Genomic DNA, 19,548 nt, shown 5'->3' with positions numbered 1-19,548 from the left:
CTGAAATTTTGGTGGCATTGCAAAATTTCAGAGGCTCTGTTTTTCTAGTCGGCATGGCAGCAGTCATCAGCGCGGCCGGACTGGCGCGCACCTTCCAGACCAAGCAGGGCCCCGTCGAGGCCGTGCGCTGTGTCGACCTCGCCGTCCAGGAGGGCGAGATCCTCGGCTTCCTCGGGCCCAACGGCGCCGGCAAGACCACCACCCTGCGGATGCTCACCACCCTGCTCGCCCCCACCGGCGGCGCGGCCACCGTCGCCGGGTACGACCTGGCGACCGACCCGGTGGGCGTGCGCGGGGTGTGCGGGTACGTCGCCCAGTCCGGCGGCGTCGACCCGCAGATCAGCGTGCGGGAGGAACTGGTCACCCAGGGCCGGATGTACCGCCTGCCGAAGGCGCGGGCGGTCGAGCGCGCGGCCGAACTCGCCCGCGAACTGGACCTCACCGACCTGCTCGACCGGCGCGCCGGCGCGCTCTCCGGCGGTCAGCGGCGCCGCCTGGACATCGCGATGGCGCTCACCCACCGCCCGAAGGTGCTGTTCCTGGACGAGCCGACGACCGGCCTGGACCCCGGCAGCCGCGCCGACCTGTGGGCGCTGATCCGCCGGCTGTGCGACGAGTACGGCACGACGGTCTTCCTCACCACCCACTACCTGGACGAGGCCGACGCCCTCGCCGACCGGCTGGTGATCGTCGACCGTGGCGTGGTCGTGGCCGAGGGCACCCCGAGCGCGCTCAAGCTGAAGCACGGCGGCTCGCTCGACGCCACGCTCCAGGACACCTTCCTCGCCATCACCGGCCGCGGGCCTGTCCCGGCCGACGCCGCCCCCGTAGCCGTATAGGACCCCGCATGCTTCTCCACGACACGGCCCTCATCTACGGCCGCTACCTCCGCCAGTCCCTGCGCTCCCGCTTCGCCCTGCTCTTCGGCGTCCTCACGCCCCTGCTGTATCTCCTCTTCTTCGGCCCGCTGCTCACCGATCTGCCGCTGGGCGGGAAGGGCAGCTCGTGGCAGGTGCTCGTGCCCGGTCTGCTGCTCCAACTCGGCTTGTTCGGTGCCCTGTTCGCGGGCTTCATGGTGATCGTCGAGAAGGGGCAGGGGGTGGTGGAGCGGATGCGCGTGACCCCGGTCAGCCGCCTCGCCCTCCTCCTCGGCCGGGTGCTGCGGGACGCCACGGTCTTCGTCTTCCAGGCGGTGCTGCTGGTGCTGGCCGCCCTGGTGATGGGCCTGCGCGCGCCCCTGGCCGGCATCCTCATCGGCTTCGGGTTCGTCGCCCTGCTCACGCTGTCGCTGGCCTCGCTGTCGTACGCGCTCGGGATGAGGGCCCGTACCCCGCAGGAGTTCGGCCCGACGATCAACATGCTGTCGATGCCGTCGATGCTGCTGTCCGGCCTGATGCTGCCGATGTCCCTCGCACCCGGCTGGCTGGACGTGCTCTCGCACTTCGTGCCGTTCCGCTACCTGGTGGACGCGGTGCGCGACGCGTACGTCGGCCGGTACACGAGCACGCACATGCTGTACGGCGTCCTCGTCGCGGTCGGATTCACCGCCCTGTCGGTGACGGTGGGCACACGAGTGTTCCGAACGGCCGGAGCCTAACTACGCTGGCCACATGGTCAATCTGACACGCATCTACACCCGGACCGGCGACCAGGGCACCACCAATCTCGGGGACATGAGCCGGGTGCCCAAGACGGACCTCAGGATCTCCGCGTACGCGGACGCCAACGAGGCCAACGCGGTGATCGGCACCGCCATCGCGCTGGGCGGCCTGGACGAGGAGGTCGTGAAGGTCCTCACCCGTGTCCAGAACGACCTCTTCGACGTGGGCGCCGATCTGTCGACGCCGGTGGTGGAGAACCCCAAGTACCCGCCGCTGAGGGTCGAGCAGTTCTACGTCGACAAGCTGGAGGCGGACTGCGACCGCTTCAACGAGCAGCTGGAGAAGCTGCGCTCCTTCATCCTCCCCGGCGGCACCACGGGCGCGGCCCTGCTGCACCAGGCCTGCACGGTCGTACGACGGGCCGAGCGCTCCACCTGGGCGGCTCTGGAGGTGCACGGCGAGACCATGAACCCGCTCACCGCGACCTACCTCAACCGCCTCTCCGACCTGCTCTTCATTCTGGCGCGGGTCGCGAACAAGGAGGTCGGGGACGTGCTGTGGGTCCCGGGCGGGGAGCGTTAGGGCTCGCGCTTGGGGACCTTCGGGAACAAGGAGTAGCTGGCGGCGATCACCACGTTGATGCCGATCACCCACACCATGCGCAGCTGCCAGGCCCGCAGCGAACCGGTCTCGCCGTCGCCGCCGACGTACCAGACCGCGCCCTGCAGCAGGGCCAGGGCGACGAGCGAGGCCAGGATCCAGCGGCCCGCGACCTTCCACTCGTGGACGGCGCGGGCCGTGCCGTACTTAGGGGGCCGCACCGGCGGGGGGCCGCCGGCGAAGCGATGGGCGACGCGGGCGTCGGCCCACCTGACGGTGGAGTGGCCGAGGCCCACCGTGAAGCCGATGTAGACCGCGGCGAGGCCGTGCCGCCAGTCGGGCTGGGCGCCGTGCTTGAGGTCGATCGCGGTCACCGTGAACAGCACCACCTCCAGCAGCGGCTCGCACAGCAGCAGCGCGAGACCGGTGCGCGGCATCCGCAGCGCGTACCGGAAGACCAGTCCGGCCGCCAGCAGCACCCAGAACGCCACCTCACAGGCGACGATCAGTCCGACGATCACGGCACGCTCCCTTCGCTCACCCCTCAAGGCTTCCGGCTGCAAAAGGCTCGGGCGTCGTCGTCGCAGAGGAACCGGCGGTAAGCGAAAGTTGCAGTTGGGGACCCTTCCCGGGGAGCAGACGGACGGGCCGTGGGCCGTGTTGGATGGGCTCATGCCCCGCACACTCCCCCGCCCCCACCGCGACGACCTGCGCATCGCCGTGGGCGGGCTGCTCGGCGGGGTGCTGATGTGGGCCCTCGGTATGCACCCCCGTGTGCCCTCCGACGGCCTCGTGCTGTGGCGGGCGCCCTGGGGCCCGCTGGTGCCGCTCGCGATGACCGCCGCCTGCGAGCCGCTGCGCCGCATCCGGCCCCGGTTCGGCCTGCTGGTCGGCACCGTGGCGCTCGTCGGGGACACGGTGACCCTGGGCAGCGTCGTCACGGTCGTGCTGTACACGGACCTGGTGTACGCGGCCGTCCTGTACGGCAGCGCGACCGCCGCCCGGCGCATCCCCTGGGTCACCGGGATGCTGACCGTGCTCGGCGGGGTCGTACCCGCCGCTCTCTGGCGCGATCCCCAGGGCCTGCTGATCGGCGTGGGCGTCGGCGTGGTGGCGTTCGCGCCGGCCTCGACCGGCTGGGTGGTGCGCAACCACCGGGACGCGGCCGAGGCCGCCCGGCTGCGAGCCGAACAGACCGCGCTGCTCGCGGAGATGGACCGGACGCAGGCGATCACCGCCGAACGGGCCCGGATGGCACGGGAGTTGCACGACGTGGTGGCCAACCACCTGTCAGCCATCGCCATCCACTCCACGGCCGCGCTCTCCCTCGACGATCCGCAGACCTCCCGGGACGCCCTGGCCGTCGTCCGGGAGAACAGCGTGGAGGGGCTGGCCGAGATGCGCCGCCTGATCGGGATCCTGCGGGACAGCTCCGGCGACCTCGAACCGGCCGCGACCCCGACCCTGGACGGCGTCGGCGCCCTGGTCGCGGGTGCCCGCGCCAACGGCCTGGACGTCAGCCTCGACGCCGTGCACGACCGTGTCCCCGCGCCGGTCGAGCTGGCCGCCTACCGGATCGTGCAGGAGTCGCTGACCAACGCGCTGAAGCACGCGGCGCAGGGGCGCGTCGACATCGCCCTGCGGCAGCAGAGCGACGCCTTGCACGTCCGGGTGACCAGCCCCTACCGGCCCGGCGACCGCCCGCGCGCCCCCGGCTCGGGCTCCGGCCTCACCGGCATGCGCGAGCGGGCCGCGCTGCTCGGCGGCAGCTTCGCGGCCGGACCCGAGCACGGGCTGTGGACCGTGCGCGCCGCTCTTCCGCTCACCGAAGGAGACCCCGCATGATTCGCGTGCTGGTGGCCGAGGACCAGTCCGCCGTCCGCGCCGGGCTCGTGCTCATCCTGGGCAGCGCGCCCGACATCGAGGTGGCCGGGGAGGCGGCGGACGGGGAGCGGGCGGTCGAAGTGGCCCGGGAACTGCGTCCGGACGTGGTGCTGATGGACGTTCAGATGCCGCGACTCGACGGGGTGTCGGCGACCCGGCAGATCGTCGCGGAGCAACTCGCGGACGTCCTGGTGCTGACCACCTTCGACCTCGACGAGTACGTGTTCGGCGCGCTGCGGGCGGGCGCGGCCGGGTTTCTGCTGAAGAACACCGAGGCGCGGGATCTGCTGGCGGCGGTGCGGACGGTGGCGCGCGGGGAGGGGATCGTCGCGCCCGCGGTCACCCGGCGGCTGATCGCGGAGTTCGCCGCGCAGCCGGCGCGGGTCGCGAAGGCCGACCCGGCCGTGCTGGACGGTCTCACCCGGCGTGAGCGCGAGGTGCTGGCGCACATCGGCGAGGGGCTGTCCAACGCCGAGATCGCGAGGCGGCTGGAGATGGCGGAGGGCACGGTGAAGACGCACGTCAGTCGGCTGCTGGCCAAGCTGGAGCTACGCAGCCGGGTGCAAGCCGCCGTGCTGGCGCAGGAGTTGGGGATCCACTCGAACTGAGGGGCGAGTGGTCCAGACCTATTGACCTGTGGTCCAGACCTTTCTATTCTCGCGGCACCGCGGGCGTGAAGGCTCAGTCATGCCCCTGACATCCCCGATAAAGAGGGAGGCGCAGCATGCGCTTCAGACACAGAGCCGCGGCAGGGTTCGCGACCCTGTTGCTCCCCCTGGCCGGCCTGGTCGGTCTCGCGGGCCCCGCCGAGGCCGCGACGAACGCCACCGCCACTTACACCAAGACCAGCGACTGGGGAACCGGCTTCGGCGGTCAGTGGACCATCAAGAACACCGGTACCAGCAGCATCAGTTCCTGGACGGTCGAGTGGGACTTCCCCTCCGGCACGTCCGTCACCTCCGCGTGGGACGCGGACGTCACCAACTCCGGCACCCACTGGACCGCCAAGAACAAGTCCTACAACGGCACCCTCGCCCCGGGCGCCTCCGTCTCCTTCGGCTTCAACGGCGCCGGCTCGGGCTCGCCGAGCAACTGCAAGCTCAACGGCGACAGTTGTGACGGTACGACGGCTCCGGGCGACGCGGCCCCCTCGGCACCGGGCACTCCCACCGCCTCTTCCGTCACCGACACCTCGGTGAAGCTCAGCTGGAGCGCGGCCACCGACGACAAGGGCATCAAGAACTACGACGTGCTGCGCGACGGCAAGGTCGTCTCCACCGTGACCACGACGTCGTACACGGACACCGGCCTGACCGCCGGCACCGACTACTCCTACACCGTGCAGGCCCGCGACACCGCCGACCAGACCGGCCCGGTCAGCGGCGCGGTCGCGGTCCACACCACGGGAGGCGGCACCACTCCCCCGCCCACCGGCGGCTCCAAGGTCAAGCTCGGCTACTTCACCGAGTGGGGCATCTACGGCCGCAACTACAACGTCAAGAACCTGGTGACCTCCGGCTCGGCGTCGAAGATCACGCACATCAACTACGCCTTCGGCAACGTCACGAACGGCCAGTGCGCGATCGGCGACTCCTACGCCGACTACGACAAGGCGTTCACCGCCGACCAGTCCGTCAGCGGGGTCGCCGACACCTGGGACCAGCCGCTGCGCGGCAACTTCAACCAGCTGCGCGAGCTGAAGGCCAAGTACCCGAACCTCAAGGTGCTGTGGTCCTTCGGCGGCTGGACCTGGTCCGGCGGCTTCGGGCAGGCAGCGGCCAACCCGACCGCCTTCGCGCAGTCCTGCTACAACCTGGTCAAGGACCCGCGCTGGGCCGATGTCTTCGACGGCATCGACATCGACTGGGAGTACCCGAACGCCTGTGGTCTGTCCTGTGACACCAGCGGGGCGGCGGCCTTCAAGAACGTGATGGCCGCGCTGCGCGCCAAGTTCGGCTCCTCCGCCCTGGTCACGGCCGCGGTCACCGCGGACGGCTCCGCCGGCGGCAAGATCGAGTCCGCCGACTACGCGGGCGCCGCCCAGTACGTCGACTGGTACAACGTGATGACGTACGACTTCTTCGGCGCCTGGGACGCCAAGGGCCCGACGGCCCCGCACTCCCCGCTCACCTCGTACAGCGGCATCCCGAAGGCGGGCTTCACCACCGCCGACGCGATGGCCAAGTACAAGGCGATCGGCGTCCCCGCGAACAAGCTGCTCATCGGCATCGGCTTCTACGGCCGCGGCTGGACCGGCGTCACCCAGGACGCCCCGGGCGGCACGGCCACGGGCCCGGCGGCGGGCACGTACGAGCAGGGCATCGAGGACTACAAGGTGCTCAAGACGTCCTGCCCGGCCACCGGCACCATCGCGGGCACGGCGTACGCGCACTGCGGCAGCAACTGGTGGTCGTACGACACCCCCGCCACCATCGCGACGAAGATGGCGTGGGCCAGGAACCAGGGCCTCGGCGGCGCGTTCTTCTGGGAGTTCAGCGGTGACACCAGCAACGGCGAGCTGGTGAGCGCCATCAACAGCAATCTGTAGAAGAACGCCTAAGCGACATTGACGCGCTGACCGGGCGGGGCTGCCTCCAGCCACGCGAGAAATCCGGTCAGCGCGTCTTCGCTCATGGCGAGTTCGAGGCGCGTGCCCCGGTGCGTACAGGCGAGGACGACCGAATCGGAGAGCAGCGCCAGCTCCTCCTCGCCCTCGGGCAGGCGGCGGCCGGACACCTCGATCTGGGCCCGCTCCAGGATCCTGCGCGGCCGGAAGGCGTACGAGAAGACCCGGTACCACTCGATGCGGTCACCGTTGTAGCGGGCGACGCCGTAGCTCCAGCCCTTGCCGTTGGCGTCCGGTTTCTCGGCGACGTCCCAGCGCAGCGAACAGTCGAAGGTGCCGCCCGAACGCTGGATCAGCCTGCGGCGCAGACCGAACAGGAACAGACCCACCACCACGAGCGCGATCACGATCCCGCACACAGTCAGAGCGAGGACCATCGGCACCGACCTCCTCGTCTCCTAGGCACTGGAACTGAATCCGGAACTACGTCTGCGTCTGTAACTGAGTAATGAAAAGGAAAAGCCACCCGTATCTGCCTCAGCCGCGACCGGCACCGGATTGCTCCGGGCCGGCCGCGGCTGAGTGACGTCAACGCGCCGCGCGCTGGGTTCAGCGCGCCGCCGCCGCACGCAGGCGGACGTCCGCACGGCGCTCGGCGGCGGCGTCGCCCTCCGCCTTCGCGCGCTCCAGCTCGCGCTCGACGCGCTGGACATCGATCTCGTCCGCCAGCTCGGCGATCTCGGCCAGCAGCGACAGCTTGTTGTCCGCGAACGAGATGAAACCGCCGTGCACCGCGGCAACGACCGTTCCACCATCACTCGTACGGATGGTCACCGGGCCCGACTCCAGCACACCGAGCAGCGGCTGGTGACCGGGCATGACGCCGATGTCGCCGGACGTGGTGCGCGCGACGACCAGGGTGGCCTCGCCGGACCAGACCTGGCGGTCGGCGGCGACCAGCTCGACGTGCAGCTCAGCAGCCAAGGGTGGCTCCTCGGGTCACCACCCGGCGGTTCTGCCGGGTGTTGGTTACAAGTCTAGTGGGCGTGAGAGAGGGGGCGGGGACGTGCCCGCCCCCTCACGACTCAGGCAGGTGCCGGAGTCAGGAGACGCCCAGCTCCTTCGCGTTCTGCTTCAGGTCCTCAAGACCACCGCACATGAAGAACGCCTGCTCCGGGAAGTGGTCGTACTCACCGTCGATGATCGCGTTGAAGGCCGCGATCGACTCGTCCAGCGGGACGTCCGAACCGTCGACGCCGGTGAACTGCTTGGCGACGTGGGTGTTCTGGGACAGGAAGCGCTCCACGCGACGGGCACGGTGGACAACGAGCTTGTCCTCCTCGCCCAGCTCGTCGATACCGAGGATCGCGATGATGTCCTGGAGGTCCTTGTACTTCTGGAGGACCGTCTTCACGCGCATGGCCGCGTTGTAGTGGTCCGCCGCGATGTAGCGCGGGTCCAGGATCCGGGACGTGGAGTCCAGCGGGTCCACGGCCGGGTAGATGCCCTTCTCGGAGATCGGACGGGACAGAACCGTCGTCGCGTCGAGGTGGGCGAAGGTGGTGGCCGGGGCCGGGTCGGTCAGGTCGTCCGCGGGGACGTAGATCGCCTGCATCGAGGTGATCGAGTGACCACGGGTCGAGGTGATGCGCTCCTGGAGGAGGCCCATCTCGTCGGCCAGGTTCGGCTGGTAACCCACCGCGGACGGCATACGGCCGAGCAGCGTGGAGACCTCGGAACCGGCCTGCGTGAAGCGGAAGATGTTGTCGATGAAGAACAGCACGTCCTGCTTCTGGACGTCACGGAAGTACTCGGCCATGGTGAGGCCGGCCAGCGCGACGCGCAGACGGGTGCCCGGGGGCTCGTCCATCTGACCGAAGACGAGCGCGGTCTTGTCGATGACGCCCGAGTCGGACATCTCCTCGATGAGGTCGTTGCCCTCACGGGTGCGCTCACCGACACCGGCGAACACGGAGACACCGTCGTGGTTGTTGGCGACGCGGTAGATCATCTCCTGGATGAGCACCGTCTTGCCGACGCCGGCGCCGCCGAACAGACCGATCTTGCCGCCCTTGACGTACGGGGTCAGCAGGTCGATGACCTTGACACCGGTCTCGAACATCTCGGTCTTCGACTCGAGCTCGTCGAAGTTCGGGGCCTTGCGGTGGATGCCCCAGCGCTCGCCGTCGTACTGCTCGTCGACGTTCAGCACCTCACCGAGGGTGTTGAACACCTTACCCTTGGTGAAGTCACCGACGGGCACCGTGATGGAGTTGCCGGTGTCCGAGACCGAGGCCTGGCGGACCAGACCGTCGGTGGGCTGCATGGAGATGGTGCGGACCAGGCCGTCACCCAGGTGCTGGGCGACCTCCAGGGTCAGCGTCTTCTTCTCGCCGGCGTTGGCCGGGTCGGCCACCTCGACGTGAAGGGCGTTGTAGATCTCCGGCATCGCGTCGACGGGGAACTCCACGTCGACGACCGGGCCGATGACCCGGGCGACGCGGCCCGTAGCCGTCGCGGTCTCAACAGTGGTGGTCATTATCGGTCACTCCCCGCGGTCGCGTCGGCCAGGGCGCTGGCGCCACCGACGATCTCGCTGATTTCCTGGGTGATTTCGGCCTGGCGGGCCGCGTTGGCAAGACGGGAGAGCGTGTTGATCAGCTCGCCCGCGTTGTCGGTGGCCGACTTCATCGCGCGCCGCGTGGCGGCGTGCTTCGAAGCGGCCGACTGGAGCAGCGCGTTGTAGATGCGGCTCTCCACGTAGCGCGGCAGCAGGGCGTCGAGGACGTCCTCCGCCGAGGGCTCGAAGTCGTACAGCGGAAGGATCTCGCCCTTGTGGGCGACCTCCTCCGCGACCTCTTCGAGGCGCAGCGGCAGCAGCCGGGCGTCGAGCGCCGTCTGCGTCATCATCGAGACGAACTCGGTGAAGACGATGTGGAGTTCGTCCACGCCGCCGTCGGCCGTGTTCTTCTCGATGGCCTCGATCAGAGGCTCCGCCACCTTCTTGGCGTCAGCGTACGACGGCTCGTCCGTGAAGCCCGTCCACGACTCCGCGACCTTGCGCTCACGGAAGTTGTAGTGGGCGACACCGCGCCGGCCGACGATGTACGTGTCGACCTGCTTGCCCTCGCGCTCCAGGCGCTCGGTCAGCTGCTCCGCCGCCTTGATGGCGTTGGAGTTGAAGGCGCCGGCCAGACCGCGGTCGCTCGTGAGGAGCAGGACCGCGGCGCGGGCCGGGTTCTCCGCCTCCGTGGTGAGCGGGTGCTTGGTGTTCGAACCCGTACCGACCGCCGTGACCGCGCGCGTCAGCTCGGTCGCGTACGGCGTGGAGGCCGCCACCTTGCGCTGCGCCTTGACGACGCGCGAGGCGGCGATCATCTCCATCGCCTTGGTGATCTTCTTGGTCGCGCTGACGGATCGGATGCGACGCTTGTAGACCCGGAGCTGGGCTCCCATGAGTCAGGTCCCTTCCTTACGTCACTTGGCGGCAGCGGCAGGAGTGTCCTCGCCGAGCAGCTTGCCGTCCGAGGTCTCGAACTGCTTCTTGAACGCGGCCACGGCGTCGTCGATCGCCTGGATCGTGTCGTTGGACATCTTGGCGCCCTCACGGATGGAGGTGAGCAGACCCGACTCCTGGCGGTGCAGGTAGTCCAGCAGCTCCCGCTCGAAGCGGCGGATGTCGGCGACCGGGACCTCGTCCATACGGCCGTTGGTGCCGGCCCAGACGGAGACGACCTGGTCCTCGGTGGCCATCGGCTGGTACTGGTCCTGCTTCAGCAGCTCGACCATGCGCTGACCGCGCTCCAGCTGGGCCTTGGAAGCCGCGTCCAGGTCGGAACCGAAGGCGGCGAACGCCTCCAGCTCACGGAACTGGGCGAGGTCGACACGCAGACGACCGGAGACCTGGCGCATCGCCTTGTGCTGCGCGGAACCACCGACTCGGGAGACGGAGATACCGACGTTCAGCGCGGGACGCTGACCGGCGTTGAACAGGTCCGACTCCAGGAAGCACTGGCCGTCGGTGATGGAGATGACGTTGGTCGGGATGAACGCCGAGACGTCGTTGGCCTTGGTCTCGACGATCGGCAGACCGGTCATCGAGCCGGCGCCCATGTCGTCGGAGAGCTTGGCGCAGCGCTCCAGCAGACGGGAGTGCAGGTAGAAGACGTCACCCGGGTAGGCCTCACGGCCCGGCGGGCGGCGCAGCAGCAGGGACACGGCGCGGTAGGCGTCGGCCTGCTTCGAGAGGTCGTCGAAGATGATGAGGACGTGCTTGCCCTCGTACATCCACTGCTGACCGATGGCCGAACCGGTGTACGGCGCCAGGTACTTGAAGCCGGCCGGGTCGGACGCCGGGGCGGCGACGATGGTCGTGTACTCCAGGGCGCCGTTCTCCTCCAGCGCGCGGCGCACGCCGGCGATGGTGGAGCCCTTCTGGCCGATGGCGACGTAGATGCAGCGGACCTGCTTCTTCGGGTCGCCCGAGCGCCAGTTGTCGCGCTGGTTGATGATCGTGTCGACGGCCAGGGCGGTCTTGCCGGTCTGGCGGTCACCGATGATCAGCTGACGCTGACCACGGCCGATCGGGGTCATCGCGTCGACGGCCTTGTAGCCGGTCTCCATCGGCTCGTGCACCGACTTGCGCTGCATGACCGTGGGGGCCTGCAGCTCAAGGGCGCGGCGGCCGGACGTCTCGACCTCGCCGAGGCCGTCGATCGGGTTGCCGAGCGGGTCGACAACACGGCCGAGGTAGCCCTCGCCGACCGCGACGGAGAGCACCTCACCGGTGCGCGTGACCGGCTGACCCTCCTCGATGCCGCTGAACTCACCGAGGACGATGGCGCCGATCTCGCGCTCTTCCAGGTTGAGCGCGAGGCCGAGGGTGCCGTCCTCGAACTTCAGCAGTTCGTTGGCCATGGCCGAGGGCAGGCCCTCGACCTTCGCGATGCCGTCGCCGGCAAGGGTGACCGTACCGACCTCCTCGCGCGAGGCCGCGTCCGGCTTGTACGACTGGACGAAGTTCTCCAGCGCGTCCCGGATCTCCTCCGGCCGGATCGTGAGCTCCGCCATCTGGGTTCCCTGCTCTCCTTGTTGGGCCCGAAGTTTCACTTTGGGGGGATGGGGACTCCCCCCTGAAAGAGGTGAATCCTCTGCACGGCCCAACCAGGGCCGTAAGTACTTACTGCTTTTCTCGAAATACCGAGGTGCTGCTAGCTCGCCATGCGGCGGGCCGCGTCCTCCAGCCGGTCCGCGACGGAACCGTTGATGACCTCGTCACCGACCTGCACCCGGATCCCGCCGACGACCTCGGGGTCGACGTCGAGGTTGAGGTGCATCCGACGGCCGTAGAGCTTGGTCAGGGCGGCGCCGAGGCGCTGCTTCTGGCCATCACTCAGCGGCACCGCCGAGGTGACGACTGCGACCATGCGGTCCCGGCGCTCGGCGGCGAGCTTGGACAGGGACTCCAGTCCCGACTCCAGGCTACGTCCACGCGGCGCGGTCACGAGGCGCGTCACCAGACGCTCGGTGGCCGGCTTCGCCCGCCCGCCCAGCAGCCGGCGCAGCAGCTCGGTCTTGGCCGAGGTGCCGGCGGCGCGGTCGGTCAGCGCGGCGCGCAGGTCGGTGTTGGAGGAGACGATCCGGCTGAACCGGAACAGCTCGTCCTCCACGTCGTCCAGCGTGCCCGACTTCTCCGCGGCGGTGAGGTCGGCGATGTCCGCCAGCTGCTCCAGCGCGTCGACCAGGTCGCGGGGCTGCGACCAGCGAGCGCGGGCCATCCCGGACACCAGGTCGGCGGTGGTACCGCTGACCTGGCCGCCGATCAGGCGCTGGACCAGCTCCGCCTTGGCCTCTGCGGGCTGCGCCGGGTCGGTGAGGGCCCGACGCAGGCCGGCCTCGCGGTCGAGCAGCGCGGTGACGGCCGCCAGCTCGTCCGCGAGCTGTACGGCGTCCACGGACGTGGAGTCCGTCAGCGCGTCGAGACGCTCACGTGCGGCTGCCAGGGCCTCGCGGCTCGCTCCGTTCATCGCGTGGCCTCGGCCTTCTCCTCAAGCTCGTCGAGGAAGCGGTCGATCACACGGCTCTGGCGGGCGTGGTCCTCGAGGGACTCCCCGACGAGCTTGCCGGCCAGCTCCGTGGCGAGCGTGCCGACGTCCTGCCGGAGCGCCTGCGCGGCGGCCTTGCGGTCGGCGTCGATCTGCGTGTGACCGGCGGCGACGATCTCCTCGCGCTGCCGCTGGCCCTCGGCCCGCATCTCGGCGATGAGCGCGGCACCCTGCTCCTGCGCCTCCTGGCGCAGACGCGCGGCTTCGTGCCGGGCCTCGGCGAGCTGGGCCTTGTACTGCTCAAGGACGCTCTGGGCCTCGACCTTCATGGCGTCGGCCTCTTCGATGCCGCCTTCGATCGCCGCTCGACGCTCCTCCAGAACCTTGTTGATGTTCGGAAGCAGCTTCTTCCAGAAGAAGAAGAACACGATGGCGAAGGCGATGGTGCCGACGAGCAGCTCGGGACCGGCCGGAACGAGCGGGTTCTGCTCTTCCTCGGCCGCCAGCTGTACCAGGTTGGCGATCACATCAGTGCCTTTCGTCGTTTCGTGTCGGGTAAGGGGTGATTACTTACCGAACACGAACGGCATAACGATGCCGATGAGGGCGAGCGCCTCACAGAAGGCGAAGCCCAGGATCTGGTTGGCGCGGATCAGACCGGCCGCCTCGGGCTGGCGGGCCAGGGCCTGGGTGCCGTTACCGAAGATGATGCCGACGCCGACGCCGGGGCCGATCGCAGCGAGGCCGTAGCCGATCGAGCCGACGGAGCCGTGGACACCAGCGGTGGCGGCAAGGGTCTCAAGAGCAGCGGACATGCCGGTTCTTCCTTCTCTTTCATGGACCGGTGGGGGTTGGCCACCGGACGGCTGGGGGTTGAGGGCGGGTGGTTCGGCTCAGTGGTGCTCGGCCAGAGCACCCTGAATGTACGAGCAGGCAAGGAGTACGAAGACGTACGCCTGGACGGCCTGTACGAAAAGCTCGAAGCCGATCATCGCAAGCGTCATCACGAAGGAGACGCCGGCAGCCGGGACCATCCAGCTGTTCATCAGGTACCAGGAGGCGACGGTGAACATCACCAGCATCAGGTGACCGGCGAACATGTTGGCGAACAGTCGCACCGCGTGGGTGAAGGGCCGCACGAACAGGTTCGAGAGGAACTCGATCAGCATGACCAGCGGCAGCACCGCGCCGAGCGACTTGTCGTAGCCCGTGACGTTCTTGAAGAAGCCCACGAAGCCGTGGCGCTTGAACGTCAGACCGACCCAGAGGATCCACACGATCGCGGCCAGGACCATCGGGAAGGCGATGACCGAGGAGACCGGGAACTGGGCCAGCGGGATCACGGACCAGATGTTCATGATCCAGACGAAGAAGAAGAGGGAGACCATGAACGGCACCCACTTCTCGCCCTCGCGCTTGCCGAGGGTCTCGTAGACGATGCCGCGGCGGACGAAGTCGTAGCCGGCCTCGCCGATCATCTGGAGCTTGCCCGGGACGACCTTGGCCTTACCGAAGGCCGTCGAGAAGAACAGGACGACGAGCGCGGAGGTGACGAGCGCGAGCAGCATCACCTTGTTGAACTCGAACCCGCCGACGGTGGCCATGGGCTTGAACAGGAAGGAGTGCAGGCCCGGAGCCGGAAAGCCACACCCGTTGTCGGACATGATCCGACAACTCCAGTCAAAGGCGAGCTGGTTCTGGTCAGCACTCACCGCGGGCTCCTTCGGCGTGACGCATAGGTTCGGCAACCTCGTTGTGTCGGCGCGGCACACGGCCGCGGATCGGCACCGGACAGGTGTTACGGATGTGGGGGCGGCTGGGGGGCATCGAGCCTCGCGATTGAGCAGGCGTCAGCTCAGATGCCCGCGCCCGCGATGCCGCAGTTGGCACCGGACGATAGCAGGAGATCTCGCAAGCCTTTATCCCGCCCCTACCCCTCACGACGACGGCCCTGTCTTCTCGGGCTTCTCACTCTTCTCGGAGTCCGGGTCGATGTAGAAGATCTTGGCCTTCATGTGCGCGCGAGCTTGCGCGGCCATCCACACGACCGTCGCGACGACGAGCGCCACAGCGAACGCCTTCGCGTTGAAGAGGGAGGTGTCCTTGAAAACAGCGACGAAGATCAGGAGGAGCAGCAGCTGCGCGACGTAGAGCATCAGCCCCATCATCTGGAACAGCTGCGGGAGCGTTTTTGCCGTCCACTGGAGCACGTACAGGCCGATTCCCATGAACAGGATGGCCAGCAGTGTGCCGACGGCCGCACCGAGCGCGCCCTTGCCCCCCGCGACCGCGGCGCTCACGGCGACGGCGATCACGCCGGCAGCCGCTGTGGGCACAGCGATCTGCGCAAGGTTCCGGACGTCTTTGGACGGCATGGCGGCAACTCCGCTTTCACAGGGGGGCAGGTGTCGTCATGGACGAGCGTAGTCCCGGGCTGAGTGATCGAGATCTCACACCAAAGGACCGTCGCACTCGGGTCCTTCGGCTCTCTCCGGGGTTCTCGTGAACCGTATCACAAACTATTTGATGAGGTCTTTACCTGGTGGCTGTGCTGACTGTCACACATGAGAGTGACAGTGCGCGTCTGTGCAAAAACCGGGTTCACTTGTCTGGTATTGGGGGAGTTTGCTCCCCCATGAGTCGGCAATGCTCTAGTCAGATTCTTACCTTGGTGGGCTTAGCGCCGGTCAAGGAAACGCGAACGGGGGCCCACCGCGGTCGCCCCGTTGACGGCCCGCATCCCGGCGCTGACGGGGGCGCGCTCCTCGGCCTCCGCGGCGATCCCCGGGGCCTGCTGCACGTTCTCCTGGGCCTGCGGCGCGGTCTCCTGGACCTGCTGCGCGGGCGCCTCGGCGGCGCTCCGGCGCCTCCGGTAGCGCGGCGGCACGAACCGCTCCGCCCAGCGCGGGGCGCGCGGCGTGAAGCGCGGCAGCAGGAGCAGCACCAGGCCCACCGCGCTGAGGAACACCACACCCAGCCCGATCCACATCGACGCCGAGTTGACCGAGTAGGCGAGCGCGCCGAAAGCGATCAGGGCCGACCAGAAGTACATGATCAGCACGGCCCGGCTGTGCGAGTGCCCGATCTCCAGCAGCCGGTGGTGCAGATGCCCCCGGTCCGCGGCGAACGGCGACTGGCCGCGCCAGGTGCGGCGGACGATGGCCAGGACGAGGTCGGCGGCCGGTACGGCGATGATCGTGAGCGGCAGCAGCAGCGGGATGTACACCGGCACCGTCTGGTGGACCGCCGCCTTCTCCGAACCCGTGAACAGGGCGAGGGCGTCCGGGTCGAGCTGGCCCGTGATGGAGATCGCGCCCGCGGCCAGCACCAGGCCGATCAGCATCGAGCCCGAGTCACCCATGAAGATCCGCGCCGGGTGCATGTTGTGCGGCAGGAAGCCCAGGCACATGCCCACCAGGATCGCCGAGAACAGCGTTCCCGGGGCCGCGGCCTCGATGCCGTACGAGTACCAGATCCGGTACGAGTAGAGGAAGAACGCCGTCGCCGCGATGCCGACCATGCCCGCCGCGAGCCCGTCCAGACCGTCCACGAAGTTCACCGCGTTGATCGTGATGACGACCAGGGCGACCGTGAGCAGGGTGCCCTGCCACTGGGTCAGCGCCACGTTGCCGACGCCCGGGATGGGCAGCCACAGGATCGTCAGACCCTGCATGACCATCACGCCGGCGGCGATCATCTGACCGCCCAGCTTGATCAGCGCGTCGATCTCGAACTTGTCGTCCAGGACGCCGATCAGCCAGATCAGCGCGGCTCCGGAGAGCAGGGCCCGCGGCTCGTTCGACTTCGCGAAGACCTCGTTGAGGTTGGTGAGGTGGTCCGCCACCAGCAGGCCCGCGCACAGCCCGAAGAACATGGCGATCCCGCCGAGGCGCGGAGTGGGTTCCCGGTGCACGTCACGCGCCCGGATCTCCGGCATGGCTCCGGCCACGATCGCGAACTTCCGTACCGGCCCTGTCAGCAGATACGTCACCGCGGCCGTGATGCAGAGCGTCAGCAGGTATTCACGCACGGGCTTCCCCACAGGTCTCGCTGGCCATCACAGCCCCACACCCTAGCGATGCGCGCATATGGATGAGGACTTCCGGGTAGCGACGATGGTTGCACGTGAGGCTGTGCGTCACGCTCCGCACCGGGGTCCACGCGACTGCGCCTACCCCCGATCAGCGCGGATACGGCGGAAAACGCCCGGTCAGCGCACGTACCTCGGCCCGCGCCGTGGCAGGATCCGTCTCCTCGCGCAGCACCTCCGTGAGCAGTGCGCCGATCCGCTCCATCTCGGGCTCCCCCATGCCCTGCGTGGTCACCGCGGCCGTACCGAGCCTGAGGCCGCGGTTGTCGCCGTGCGGCAGCGCGCAGCAGTCCATGACGAGGCCGGCGGCGGCGAGCCGGCCGCGCGCGGTGCGGCCGTCCACGCCGAGCGGGGCGGTGTCGGCGGTGATCAGATGGGTGTCCGTGCCGCCGGTGGTGACGGCGAGCCCCTCCGCGGCCAGCCGGGCCGCGAGCACCCGCGCGTTGGCGACCACCTGATGGGCGTACGCACCGAACGCAGGGGTCGCCGCCTCGCCGAACGCGACGGCCTTGGCGGCGATGGTGTGCATCTGGGCGCCGCCCTGCGTGAAGGGGAACACGGCCCGGTCGACGCGCCCGGCCAGCTCGGCACCGCACAGCAGCATCCCGCCGCGCGGGCCGCGCAGCACCTTGTGGGTGGTCGCGCAGACGACGTCCGCGTACGGCACGGGGTTGGGCGCGGCTCCCCCGGCGACCAGGCCGATGGGGTGCGCCGCGTCCGCGATGAGATACGCCCCGACCTCGTCGGCGACCTCCCGGAAGAAGGCGTAGTCGATGTGCCGGGGATAGGCGATCGAGCCGCACACGATGGCCTTCGGCCGGTGCGCGCGGGCCAGGGTGCGCACCTGGTCGTGGTCGATGAGCCCGGTCTCCGCGTCGACGCCGTAGCCGACGAAGTCGAACCAGCGCCCCGAGAAATTGGCGGGCGAACCGTGCGTGAGGTGACCGCCGTACGCCAGCCCCAGCGCGAGGACGGTGTCACCGGGGCGCAGCAGGGCGGCGTACGCGGCCAGCACCGCCGACGAGCCCGAGTGGGCCTGCACATTGGCGTGTTCGGCGCCGAACAGGGCCCTGGCCCGGTCGACCGCGAGGCGCTCGGCGACGTCCACGATCTCGCAGCCGCCGTGGTGCCGGGCGCCCGGATAGCCCTCCGCGTACTTGTTGGCGAGCGGCGAGCCGAGCGCGGCCAGCACGGCCGGGGAGGTGAAGTTCTCGGCTGCGATCAGCTGGAGCGTCGTCGACTGCCGGCGCAGCTCCCCGAGCAGGATCTCGGCCAGCTCCGGATCCTGCCGCCGCAGGACATCGGTCTCGGGAACAGTGGTGACCGACATGACGGACTCCGGGCGGTCGACGGTGACGTACCCCCAATGTAGGCCCGCCCCGACCGCCCCGCGCGACCATTACGCCCGCGCGGGAACCCCCGTCAACGCCGTCACCACCGGATCCAGCGCCTCATGTATCTCGTCGCCGACCGAGCGGAAGAACGGCAGCGGTGCCCCGTACGGGTCGTACACCTCGTCCGCCTCCGCCGTCGGGGCCAGCAGCCAGCCGCGCAGGGCCGCGGCGGCGCGGACCAGGGCGCGGGCGCGCAGGACCACGCCGTCCTCCAGGGGCGGCAGGGTGGCCGGGTCTATCGCGCGGACCAGGCGGGTGAACTCCTTCAGGGTGAAGGTGCGCAGGCCCGCCGAGTGGCCCATGGAGATGACCTGGGCGCGGTGGTCGCGGGTGGCGGTCAGGACCAGGTCGGCCTTGATGACGTGCTCGTCGAGCAGTTCCCGGCCGACGAAGCCGGAGGCGTCCGCGCCGAAGTCGGCGAGGACCGTCTCCGCGTTCTCCTCCATGGGCGCGCCCTCGTGGCCCCAGGTGCCCGCGCTCGTCACGACCAGCCCGCCGCCGAGCACGCCGAGCCGCTCGGCCACGAAATGCCGGGTCAGCCGCTCGGTGATCGGCGAGCGGCACACATTGCCGGTGCTGACGTGGAGGATGTGGAAGGTGTCACGCGGAAACCCGAAGGTCGTGGTCTGCTCCGCCTCGCGTTCCCCGTTGCCTATGCCACGCCCCGCTTCAGGGGGTGTCAATTCGCCACCTCGAGGTCGGGTACGACCTTCCGCAGCTCGTCCGGCGAGATCGCGCCCTCGCGCAGCAGCACCGGCACCTCGCCGGAGACGTCCACGATGGACGACGGAATGTTGGCGGGCGTGGGGCCGCCGTCGAGGTAGACGGAGACGGAGTCGCCGAGCATCTCCTGGGCGGCGCCGCAGGTCTCCGGCGCCGGGTGCCCGGTGAGGTTCGCGGAGGAGACCGCCATCGGGCCGACCTCCGTGAGCAACTCGATGGCGACGGGGTGCAGCGGCATGCGGACGGCCACCGTGCCGCGCGTGTCGCCCAGGTCCCACTGGAGGGAGGGCTGGTGCTTGGCGACCAGCGTCAGCGCGCCCGGCCAGAACGCGTCGACCAGGTCCCAGGCCAGCTCGGAGAAGTTCGTGACGAGGCCGTGCAGCGTGTTCGGGGAGCCGATGAGGACAGGGGTGGGCATGCTGCGGCCCCGGCCCTTGGCGGCGAGCAGATCCGCGACGGCGTCCGAGGAGAACGCGTCGGCGCCGATGCCGTACACGGTGTCGGTCGGCAGCACCACCAGTTCGCCCCGGCGGACGGCGGACGCGGCCTCGCGCAGACCCGTCGTGCGGTCGGTCGAGTCGTTGGTGTCGTATCGCCGTGCCATGTCTAGCGGGCCTCCTCGTACACGAAATGCGGGACTTCGGAA

The 19,548-nt window shown here is 69.3% G+C and carries 21 protein-coding genes; 6 read left to right on the top strand and 15 right to left on the bottom strand.

Annotated elements, in window-relative coordinates; genetic code table 11:
- Positions 1 to 53: 53 nt before the first annotated feature.
- Genes ACWD35_RS33360 through ACWD35_RS33350 form a run of 3 tightly spaced genes read left to right on the top strand, consistent with a single transcriptional unit; the run spans position 54 to position 2,183 of the window.
- Positions 54 to 839, top strand: a complete 786-nt coding sequence (locus ACWD35_RS33360) for an ABC transporter ATP-binding protein (protein ID WP_451355075.1) — start codon at positions 54 to 56, stop codon at positions 837 to 839.
- Positions 840 to 847: 8 nt separating this feature from the next.
- Positions 848 to 1,597 carry an ABC transporter permease gene (locus ACWD35_RS33355; protein ID WP_451355074.1) on the top strand — a complete coding sequence of 250 codons (750 nt, stop codon included), beginning with the start codon at positions 848 to 850 and terminating at the stop codon, positions 1,595 to 1,597.
- 13 nt (positions 1,598 to 1,610) lie between these two features.
- Positions 1,611 to 2,183 (top strand): cob(I)yrinic acid a,c-diamide adenosyltransferase, encoded by a 573-nt coding sequence (locus ACWD35_RS33350; RefSeq protein ID WP_451355073.1) that lies wholly within the window; start codon positions 1,611 to 1,613, stop codon positions 2,181 to 2,183.
- On the opposite strand, the gene ACWD35_RS33345 is transcribed toward ACWD35_RS33350, so the two are convergent.
- Positions 2,180 to 2,722 carry a hypothetical protein gene (locus ACWD35_RS33345; RefSeq protein ID WP_451355072.1) on the bottom strand — a complete coding sequence of 181 codons (543 nt, stop codon included), beginning with the start codon at positions 2,720 to 2,722 and terminating at the stop codon, positions 2,180 to 2,182. The two genes, ACWD35_RS33350 and ACWD35_RS33345, sit on opposite strands and share 4 nt — an antisense overlap.
- Before the next feature lie 151 nt (positions 2,723 to 2,873).
- Between ACWD35_RS33345 and ACWD35_RS33340 the strand changes: the two genes are divergently transcribed.
- The 3 genes from ACWD35_RS33340 (at position 2,874) to ACWD35_RS33330 (ending at position 6,633) form a co-directional block, all read left to right on the top strand.
- Positions 2,874 to 4,046, top strand: a complete 1,173-nt coding sequence (locus ACWD35_RS33340) for a sensor histidine kinase (protein ID WP_451355071.1) — start codon at positions 2,874 to 2,876, stop codon at positions 4,044 to 4,046.
- The gene (locus tag ACWD35_RS33335; RefSeq protein ID WP_451355070.1) at positions 4,043 to 4,693 is read left to right on the top strand and encodes a response regulator; all 651 of its coding nucleotides are present in this window, start codon (positions 4,043 to 4,045) and stop codon (positions 4,691 to 4,693) included. Before ACWD35_RS33340 ends, ACWD35_RS33335 begins: the two co-directional genes overlap by 4 nt.
- Positions 4,694 to 4,809: 116 nt before the next feature.
- On the top strand, positions 4,810 to 6,633 hold the full coding sequence (locus ACWD35_RS33330) for a glycosyl hydrolase family 18 protein (RefSeq protein ID WP_451355069.1): 1,824 nt from the start codon (positions 4,810 to 4,812) through the stop codon (positions 6,631 to 6,633).
- 8 nt (positions 6,634 to 6,641) lie between these two features.
- Here ACWD35_RS33330 and ACWD35_RS33325 read toward each other — a convergent pair whose 3' ends face one another.
- From ACWD35_RS33325 to ACWD35_RS33260, 14 genes are all read right to left on the bottom strand, one after another.
- Positions 6,642 to 7,088 carry a DUF2550 domain-containing protein gene (locus ACWD35_RS33325; protein ID WP_451355068.1) on the bottom strand — a complete coding sequence of 149 codons (447 nt, stop codon included), beginning with the start codon at positions 7,086 to 7,088 and terminating at the stop codon, positions 6,642 to 6,644.
- Positions 7,089 to 7,260: 172 nt separating this feature from the next.
- Entirely contained in the window at positions 7,261 to 7,635 is a 375-nt protein-coding gene (locus tag ACWD35_RS33320; RefSeq protein ID WP_451355067.1) for a F0F1 ATP synthase subunit epsilon, read from the bottom strand.
- A gap of 118 nt (positions 7,636 to 7,753) precedes the next feature.
- Positions 7,754 to 9,190: a F0F1 ATP synthase subunit beta gene (gene atpD, locus ACWD35_RS33315; RefSeq protein ID WP_451355066.1), complete on the bottom strand. Its 1,437-nt coding sequence runs from the start codon at positions 9,188 to 9,190 to the stop codon at positions 7,754 to 7,756.
- Positions 9,190 to 10,107, bottom strand: a complete 918-nt coding sequence (locus ACWD35_RS33310) for a F0F1 ATP synthase subunit gamma (protein ID WP_451355065.1) — start codon at positions 10,105 to 10,107, stop codon at positions 9,190 to 9,192. Before ACWD35_RS33310 ends, atpD begins: the two co-directional genes overlap by 1 nt.
- 21 nt (positions 10,108 to 10,128) lie before the next feature.
- Positions 10,129 to 11,721 (bottom strand): F0F1 ATP synthase subunit alpha, encoded by a 1,593-nt coding sequence (atpA, locus tag ACWD35_RS33305; RefSeq protein WP_451355064.1) that lies wholly within the window; start codon positions 11,719 to 11,721, stop codon positions 10,129 to 10,131.
- 140 nt (positions 11,722 to 11,861) lie between these two features.
- Positions 11,862 to 12,677, bottom strand: coding sequence for a F0F1 ATP synthase subunit delta (locus ACWD35_RS33300; protein WP_451355063.1), 816 nt, complete (start codon positions 12,675 to 12,677; stop codon positions 11,862 to 11,864).
- Positions 12,674 to 13,222: a F0F1 ATP synthase subunit B gene (locus ACWD35_RS33295; protein WP_451355062.1), complete on the bottom strand. Its 549-nt coding sequence runs from the start codon at positions 13,220 to 13,222 to the stop codon at positions 12,674 to 12,676. Before ACWD35_RS33295 ends, ACWD35_RS33300 begins: the two co-directional genes overlap by 4 nt.
- A gap of 39 nt (positions 13,223 to 13,261) precedes the next feature.
- Positions 13,262 to 13,510: a F0F1 ATP synthase subunit C gene (locus tag ACWD35_RS33290; protein ID WP_451355061.1), complete on the bottom strand. Its 249-nt coding sequence runs from the start codon at positions 13,508 to 13,510 to the stop codon at positions 13,262 to 13,264.
- Positions 13,511 to 13,588: 78 nt separating this feature from the next.
- Positions 13,589 to 14,359: a F0F1 ATP synthase subunit A gene (gene atpB / locus ACWD35_RS33285; protein WP_451355139.1), complete on the bottom strand. Its 771-nt coding sequence runs from the start codon at positions 14,357 to 14,359 to the stop codon at positions 13,589 to 13,591.
- A gap of 273 nt (positions 14,360 to 14,632) precedes the next feature.
- Positions 14,633 to 15,070: a hypothetical protein gene (locus tag ACWD35_RS33280; protein WP_451355060.1), complete on the bottom strand. Its 438-nt coding sequence runs from the start codon at positions 15,068 to 15,070 to the stop codon at positions 14,633 to 14,635.
- A 302-nt stretch (positions 15,071 to 15,372) separates the two neighbouring features.
- Positions 15,373 to 16,725, bottom strand: a complete 1,353-nt coding sequence (locus tag ACWD35_RS33275; protein ID WP_451355059.1) for an MraY family glycosyltransferase — start codon at positions 16,723 to 16,725, stop codon at positions 15,373 to 15,375.
- 151 nt (positions 16,726 to 16,876) lie between these two features.
- Positions 16,877 to 18,115, bottom strand: a complete 1,239-nt coding sequence (locus tag ACWD35_RS33270; RefSeq protein WP_451355058.1) for a serine hydroxymethyltransferase — start codon at positions 18,113 to 18,115, stop codon at positions 16,877 to 16,879.
- Between the two features lie 69 nt (positions 18,116 to 18,184).
- On the bottom strand, positions 18,185 to 18,862 hold the full coding sequence (locus ACWD35_RS33265) for an arsenate reductase/protein-tyrosine-phosphatase family protein (protein ID WP_451355057.1): 678 nt from the start codon (positions 18,860 to 18,862) through the stop codon (positions 18,185 to 18,187).
- Positions 18,859 to 19,506: an L-threonylcarbamoyladenylate synthase gene (locus tag ACWD35_RS33260; protein WP_451355056.1), complete on the bottom strand. Its 648-nt coding sequence runs from the start codon at positions 19,504 to 19,506 to the stop codon at positions 18,859 to 18,861. Before ACWD35_RS33260 ends, ACWD35_RS33265 begins: the two co-directional genes overlap by 4 nt.
- Positions 19,507 to 19,548: the final 42 nt, after the last annotated feature.

This window comes from Streptomyces sp. NPDC002671 (assembly GCF_053592475.1).
Note: the sequence above shows the minus strand (reverse complement) of the source record. Positions and strands in the feature narration are given on the sequence as shown.